Annotated in this window: 8 protein-coding genes; all 8 read left to right on the forward strand. The window is 37.2% G+C overall.

Annotated elements, in window-relative coordinates; genetic code table 11:
- The coding region (locus WBJ10_RS10935) for a TonB-dependent receptor domain-containing protein (protein WP_424290213.1) at nucleotides 1–1,384 on the forward strand (1,384 nt) is incomplete at its 5' end.
- 32 nt (nucleotides 1,385–1,416) lie between these two features.
- A complete protein-coding gene (locus WBJ10_RS10940) occupies nucleotides 1,417–2,019 on the forward strand; it encodes a DUF6580 family putative transport protein (protein ID WP_424290215.1) in 603 nt (200 codons plus the stop codon).
- A 37-nt stretch (nucleotides 2,020–2,056) separates the two neighbouring features.
- Nucleotides 2,057–2,194, forward strand: coding sequence for a DUF5522 domain-containing protein (locus tag WBJ10_RS10945; RefSeq protein WP_424290227.1), 138 nt, complete (start codon nucleotides 2,057–2,059; stop codon nucleotides 2,192–2,194).
- A complete protein-coding gene (locus WBJ10_RS10950) occupies nucleotides 2,191–2,694 on the forward strand; it encodes a bifunctional adenosylcobinamide kinase/adenosylcobinamide-phosphate guanylyltransferase (RefSeq protein WP_424290217.1) in 504 nt (167 codons plus the stop codon). The genes WBJ10_RS10945 and WBJ10_RS10950 overlap by 4 nt, the downstream gene beginning before the upstream one ends.
- A gap of 2 nt (nucleotides 2,695–2,696) precedes the next feature.
- Nucleotides 2,697–3,416, forward strand: coding sequence for a diphthine--ammonia ligase (locus WBJ10_RS10955; protein ID WP_424290219.1), 720 nt, complete (start codon nucleotides 2,697–2,699; stop codon nucleotides 3,414–3,416).
- 16 nt (nucleotides 3,417–3,432) lie between these two features.
- Nucleotides 3,433–5,127, forward strand: coding sequence for a nicotinate-nucleotide--dimethylbenzimidazole phosphoribosyltransferase (cobT, locus tag WBJ10_RS10960; RefSeq protein WP_424290221.1), 1,695 nt, complete (start codon nucleotides 3,433–3,435; stop codon nucleotides 5,125–5,127).
- Entirely contained in the window at nucleotides 5,124–5,885 is a 762-nt protein-coding gene (locus WBJ10_RS10965; protein ID WP_424290223.1) for an adenosylcobinamide-GDP ribazoletransferase, read from the forward strand. The genes cobT and WBJ10_RS10965 overlap by 4 nt, the downstream gene beginning before the upstream one ends.
- Complete coding sequence (gene cobC / locus WBJ10_RS10970; protein ID WP_424290225.1) at nucleotides 5,882–6,556, forward strand: alpha-ribazole phosphatase; 675 nt, start codon at nucleotides 5,882–5,884, stop codon at nucleotides 6,554–6,556. Before WBJ10_RS10965 ends, cobC begins: the two co-directional genes overlap by 4 nt.
- Nucleotides 6,557–6,585: the final 29 nt, after the last annotated feature.

Here is a 6,585-nt window from a genome sequence, read left to right on the forward strand (position 1 = left end):
GACCGATATTGATGATGGTGCTTTTAAAGATGATGACAATTATCAGCTTGATTTTAAGCGGGATTTAATTACCTATGGTTTAGCATATCAGGTCAATGATAAAATTAAGCTTTCTTATATTGGAGGAACAACTGACTTAACCAGAGTTTCTACTGATGACTCCTCAGCAGTTAATAAAAAGGGCACAACAGACAGGACATTTTTTGAAGGAATATATAATGGGAAAGTAGCTAATAATGAGCTGCAGGGCAACCTTCGTTTAAAAGGCCTGGATGCGGTTATAGGCGGGGGTGTTTATCAGGAAAGCATGACACTAAAAACCTATTATACAAATGTTGCCTTTAATTATGTATCCGAAACCAATTTAGATACCCTGGATCCCAAAGCAGTTACTCATAATGCATTTATGCATGTGGATTTAAATGGCATTCTGTTAAGTGAAAAATTGAAAGCTTTTTCAGTTGGGCTCGGCACCAGGTATACCAATCACTCCTTATTCGGACGGAATTTAACTTATGAAATAAATCCATCGCTGAAGATATCCGGGAATACATTACTCTACGGAGCTTATACAACCGGTTTTAATGCGCCCCCTCTATATCGTCTTTATTCTCCAGAGAAAAATACAACTTCCGGGGTGACAAGAGGGAATAAGACGTTGAAGGCGGAAACATCTCAATCTTATGAGATAGGTATAAAGCAAAAAGTAAACGAAAATGTTTTCTTCTCGATGGCTTACTTTAATACGGTAACAGATAACCTTATTGAATATGTCTATCTATGGAATAAAAACAAAGATATTAAATCCCTCGGCTTTGCCGATTATCGGGGAGACACCTATACGAATATAGGCAAACAGTTCAATCGTGGTATTGAATTCGGAATTACCACTAAAATCAGTAACGAACTTTCCTTCTCCGGCAACTTTGCGCTTTTAAACGGAAAGCTTGAATATAATCCTGCTAATGTTGATACCTCCCACACAAACGGAAACTATATTCAAACTTTTACTAATGGAATATTTCTTACAAAAAAGGCTGAATCCCTAAGCCTGGTAAGGAGGCCAAGTTCATTTAATATTTCATTTACCTATAATCCAATAACAAAATTATCCTTTAAGGTTGATACCAGGTACGTAGGAGCCCGAAATGATATTTATTACAATAATTCATTAGGTCCCTTTGGAGCTTTAGCTACTACAGGTATGGAAGACTATACCCTCATAGACCTTTCTTTAAAATACGATATCCTAAAAACTCTCGCTGCCACCATCAAATTTGAAAACATGCTTGATACGAAATACAACGAGATAAAGGGCTATAGCGCGAGAGGCAAAGGAGTCTTCTTTAATTTCCGTTACCAATTCACATCATCAAAAATTTAACAAATATTAATTCACTTAAAAATCGAGTAATCATGAGTAAATCATTAATTCACCCTCGAATGGGTGCTCTGACAGTTATGATATTGATAGCAGGGGCCTGGAGATTATTTATTTCCGGAACTCATACACCGCTTCACAACTTTACTCCGGTTGGGGCAATGGCTATTTTTGGCGGGTGTTATTATGCAAACCGATGGAAGGCTTATCTGGTACCATTATTAACCCTTTGGGTAAGCGATATAGTTTTATGTTATTTCATTTATTATCATAAACTGGTATTCTTTTACGAAGGGTTTTTATGGACTTATGCAAGTTTCGCCCTTATGGTATTTATAGGATCTTTCATAAGAAAAGTAAATGTGAAAAACATTCTTTTGGCAGGAGTAGGAGCTGCTTTAGCTCATTGGATTATAACTGATTTTGGTGTTTGGGCATTTGGTCTGGATTTTACAACAGGTAAACCATTTACAAAAGACATACAAGGGCTATTAAAATGCTATGCACTGGCATTGCCGTATCTTAAAAATATGCTGATGGGAAATTTGGTCTTTGGAGCTGTTATGTTTGGAGCTTTTGAATGGGCTCAAAGAAAATATCCATGGCTTCAGTTAAGTCCTCAGATAAATGCAGCTTAAAGACAACCGTAAACTGTGCTTCATGTCTAAAGATGAAATGATTGAGAATGTAGATTACTATTACAATGAGCAGGGCTATTGGGTGTTTACCGAAAGGTATCATTTGAGGCGGGGCTTCTGTTGTGAGAAAGGCTGCAAACATTGTCCCTATAAATTTAAGAAGCAAAAAGTATGATTTATTACATTACAGGTGGAGAACGATCAGGAAAAAGCAGGTATGCCATGGAGCTTGCTTTAAAGTTATCTGGAAATCCTGTTTACATAGCTACCGCACGGCAATGGGATAAAGATTTTCAAAAAAGAATTGACAGGCATAAATCTGAGAGAGATGAGCGCTGGCAAAATATTGAAGAGGAAAAGAATCTTAGCAATTTGGAATTGAAAGGACAAGTAGCAGTAATGGATTGTATTACTTTATGGCTCACTAACTTTTATGCTGATACCAAACACAATGTGGAAGAAAGTTTAACACAGGCAAAAAATGAGTTTGACAAATTCACTCAGCAAGATTTTACCCTCATAGTGATTTCAAATGAAATAGGAATGGGAGTTCATGCTGATTCCGAAATAGGAAGAAAATTTGTCGAACTCCAGGGCTGGATAAATCAATACATTGCAAACAAAGCCGACAAAGCCATTTTAATGGTTTCGGGACTGCCATTAACTCTAAAATAAAAATGGAAAAAAAGAAAGCTATATTTTGCTGGAGTGGAGGGAAAGACTCGTCCTTATGCTTATATGATGTATTACAGGAAGGAAAGTATGATGTAAAATATCTCTTAACAACAGTAAATGGAAATTTTAACCGTATCTCTATGCATGGTGTTCGGGAAGACCTTCTGGATCAACAGGTTTATCAAATTGGCATTCCCTTAAAGAAAGTTTATGTGAAAGAAGGAAGTTATGCAGAATATGAAACCAATATGGAAAAGATGCTTCTGGAAGCAAAATCAGAAGGAATTGACCATGTGATATTCGGGGATATTTTTCTCGAAGATTTAAGAAAATACAGAGAGGACAATCTCGCCAAAGTTAATATGCAAGCTGTTTTCCCTTTATGGAAAAAGGATACAAAAGAACTCGTTCAAAAGTTTATTTCGCTCGGTTTTAAAACCATTACCTGTTGTGTAAATGATTTCTATCTGGGTGAAGATATGGTAGGAGCTGAAATAGATTCAAAATTTCTAGAGGCCCTTCCTTCAAATGTTGATCCTTGCGGGGAGTATGGTGAATTTCATACTTTTTGTTTTGATGGGCCTATTTTTAAAAATAAAATTGAGTTTTCAAAAGGTGAAAAAGTGTATAAACCAGTTGAAGTAAAAGAAGATGGAGTTTGTTCAAGCAGTCCTAAAACTAAAGGCTTTTGGTATTGCGATTTAGTTCCTTCGCCGTATTAATTAAAAGAAAATAAGGATGTTAACCCTGGAAGAGATTTTTAATCTGAGACGCGATACCCGTCATTTTACTGCTGAAAACGTGCCGGATGAAGTCATACAAAAAGCTTTGCTTGCTGGTCATACTGCTCCCTCCGTTGGTTTAACAGATGCCACCAAATACTTTTTAGTGCATTCAGATGTTGTAAAACAGTCCATAAAAAATCTGTTTGAGGAATACAATGAAAAAGCCTTTAATCAAATACCTGGCGAAACTCAAAAGATAGCTTATTCATCATTAAAGCTAGAAGGGATCATTGAAGCTCCCGTCGGATTAATTGTATGTTATGACAGATCGGTATTAAATACCTTTACTATTGGCACAGTTGCAAGTAATGAAACACTTAAATTCAGTTCAGTATGTGCCGTGCAAAATATCTGGCTGTCTCTTACTGAGCAAGGTTACTCCATGGGCTGGGTTTCAATCTTTAATTATTATGAATTCAAGAAAATTCTCAATTTTCCTGAAGAAATAGAACCCCTGGGATATTTCTGTATAGGTAAGCCTGCAACAAATTATAATAATCAGCCGATGCTCCAAAAGGAAGGCTGGAAAAGAAAATCTGAATATCCGGATGTAAAAGAAATTAAAAAACTTACCTCACAAATACAAAAGAAACAGCCAAAATTAAATGTACAGATTCCGGACGATGAATCATTTGATGATGAATTAAAAGAGATTATTGATAATAAAACCAAACCCTTGGGCGCTCTGGGAAAACTGGAAGAAGTGGCTTTCCAGGTGGCAAAAATATTTAATACGAAGACTCCGGTAATCTATAAGCCTCATATTCTTGTTTTTGCCGCAGATCATGGCATTGCTCAACATGGTGTAAGTGCCTATCCCTCTGAGGTAACCAGGCAAATGATAAATAATTTTATAGATGGCGGAGCTGCCATTAATGTGTTTTGTCGTCAAAATTCAATTGATTTGATTGTTATTGATTCGGGCGTAAACTATGACTTTCCGACTAATGCCCCCATTATTAATAAGAAAATAGGCAAGGGGACAGCATCTTTTTTATTTGGCCCTGCTATGACTGAAACCCAGGTGAATGAATGCTTTGCTTGCGGGGCCGATATAGTTCAGAACGTTTTTAGCAAAGGCAGTAATACCATTGGTTTTGGTGAAATGGGCATTGGAAATACTTCTACTGCCTCCATATTAATGAGTTTAATTACCGGTATAAGCCTTAATGAGTGTATAGGCAAAGGTACCGGTGTGAGCGATGAAACATTTGTCCTAAAGCAAAAAATATTAAGCCAGGCTCTTGAAAATTATACGGGCAATAGAGAACTGACAACTATTCTTTCTCATTTTGGCGGCTTTGAAATACTGCAAATGGCAGGCGGTATGCTCGAAGCATATAAAAACAATATGCTGATCCTTGTTGATGGTTTCATTTCAACCGTTGCATTTTTAATTGCCTGGAAACTTCATTCAGGAATAAAAAGAAATGCAATTTTTTGCCACTGTTCCGAAGAGAAAGGCCATCGTTTACTTTTAAATCATCTGGAAGCAGAGGGATTGCTTCAGCTGAAAATGCGGCTTGGTGAAGGGTCGGGTTGTGCTGTGGCATTTCCGGTAATTAAGTCCGCGTTGTCTTTTCTAAATGAAATGGCAAGTTTTAAAAGCACCGGGTTATCTGATAAAGTATTACAAACATCTAAATGAAACGAGAAATCCGTATATTTTTTACTGCGCTCATGTTTTTTACCAGGATTCCATGTCCAAAATGGTCTGATCATTCCCCGGAGTATTTAACTAAAAGCTCTCGCTATTTCCCTTTGGTCGGTTTTATTGTGGGAGCTATTGGAGCCTTGATTTATTATTTGAGCGCTTTTGTTTTCCCGCATTCTATTGCAATACTTTTAAGTATGGTTGCTACAATTCTTACCACAGGAGCATTTCATGAAGACGGGCTTTCCGATGTTTGTGATGGTTTTGGTGGTGGCTGGACTAAAGAAAGTATTCTAAGAATTATGAAGGATTCCCGTGTTGGAGCCTTTGGGGTAATTGGGCTTATTTGTATTTTTTCATTAAAATTCGCTGCTTTATATGATATAGATCGCCGGCAAATTCCTTTTGCTCTGATTACCGGGCATGCACTCAGCCGCTTTGCAGCTTCGACCCTGTTATTTACGCTTGACTATGTAAGAGAAGATGCTGACAGCAAGGCGAAACCTGCAGCACATAGAATGTCAGGGATATCACTTTTTGCAGGAGCATGCTTCGGAATTCTACCTCTCTTAATGTTCTGGAACGCTTACATTTTTCTTTTGCTTATTCCGGTATTCGCAGCAAGATGGTATTTAAGTAGATACTATGTCAAATGGATTGGAGGTCAAACAGGTGATTGTGGAGGAGCCACCCAACAAATTTGTGAAGTCGTATTTTATCTAAGTTTTATTGCACTTTGGAAGTTTATTTGATAAGACACACTTCCCCTCTGGTGGGAAAAGGGATCTGTTATGGGCAGTCTGATCTTTCCTTAGCAGAAACTTTCCAGGATGAGCTTGATTTTTTAAAATGGAACTTGCCTGAACAATTCGATGCAGTATATACAAGTCCTTTAAAGCGGTGCTCCATTCTCGCTGAAAAGCTTTCTACTACAAACCTGTTTACTGATGCGCGGTTGCTGGAATTAAACTTTGGAGAATGGGAAATGAGAAAATGGCAGGATATAGATCAGATTCGATTGAATGAATGGATGGCTGATTTTGTAAGTTGTAAGATTCCTGGTGGAGAATCCTTTCTAGACCTAAGTTACCGTGCAGATCAATTCATGGTAGAATTAATGCAGACTCCTTTTGAAAATGTAGCGGTTGTAGCCCATGGTGGAATTATACGCTACATAGTCACTAAAATTTTAGAAATCCCTCTTAAAAATGCTTTTAAGCTCCCCATAGATTATTCCTCAATTACCAGGCTGCATTTTAATAAGGATAGCTCCTATAATAGTTTAAAAGAATTAAATAAGAATTATTATTCTAAATTAGGCACTGCTAGCATTAAATATGACCAATCGAAAACCGATAAAAACGCTATCATTAAAGCAATAAATGCTACAGGATATAAAGCCGAAGGAGAGTTAAAACCTTAAGGAGTCTGACCGCATCTATTGGTTTAAAC

Origin of the sequence: Daejeonella sp. (genome assembly GCF_049655485.1) — a bacterium.
In the GTDB taxonomy this organism is placed as follows: domain Bacteria; phylum Bacteroidota; class Bacteroidia; order Sphingobacteriales; family Sphingobacteriaceae; genus Daejeonella.

Bases quoted from the DNA above. Each gene is read 5' to 3' on its own strand.
- WBJ10_RS10940 (WP_424290215.1), top strand. From the start codon at position 1,417: ATGAGTAAATCATTAATTCACCCTCGAATGGGTGCTCTGACAGTTATG.
- WBJ10_RS10945 (WP_424290227.1), top strand. From the start codon at position 2,057: ATGATTGAGAATGTAGATTACTATTACAATGAGCAGGGCTATTGGGTG.
- WBJ10_RS10950 (WP_424290217.1), top strand. From the start codon at position 2,191: ATGATTTATTACATTACAGGTGGAGAACGATCAGGAAAAAGCAGGTAT.
- WBJ10_RS10955 (WP_424290219.1), top strand. From the start codon at position 2,697: ATGGAAAAAAAGAAAGCTATATTTTGCTGGAGTGGAGGGAAAGACTCG.
- cobT (WP_424290221.1), top strand. From the start codon at position 3,433: ATGTTAACCCTGGAAGAGATTTTTAATCTGAGACGCGATACCCGTCAT.
- WBJ10_RS10965 (WP_424290223.1), top strand. From the start codon at position 5,124: ATGAAACGAGAAATCCGTATATTTTTTACTGCGCTCATGTTTTTTACC.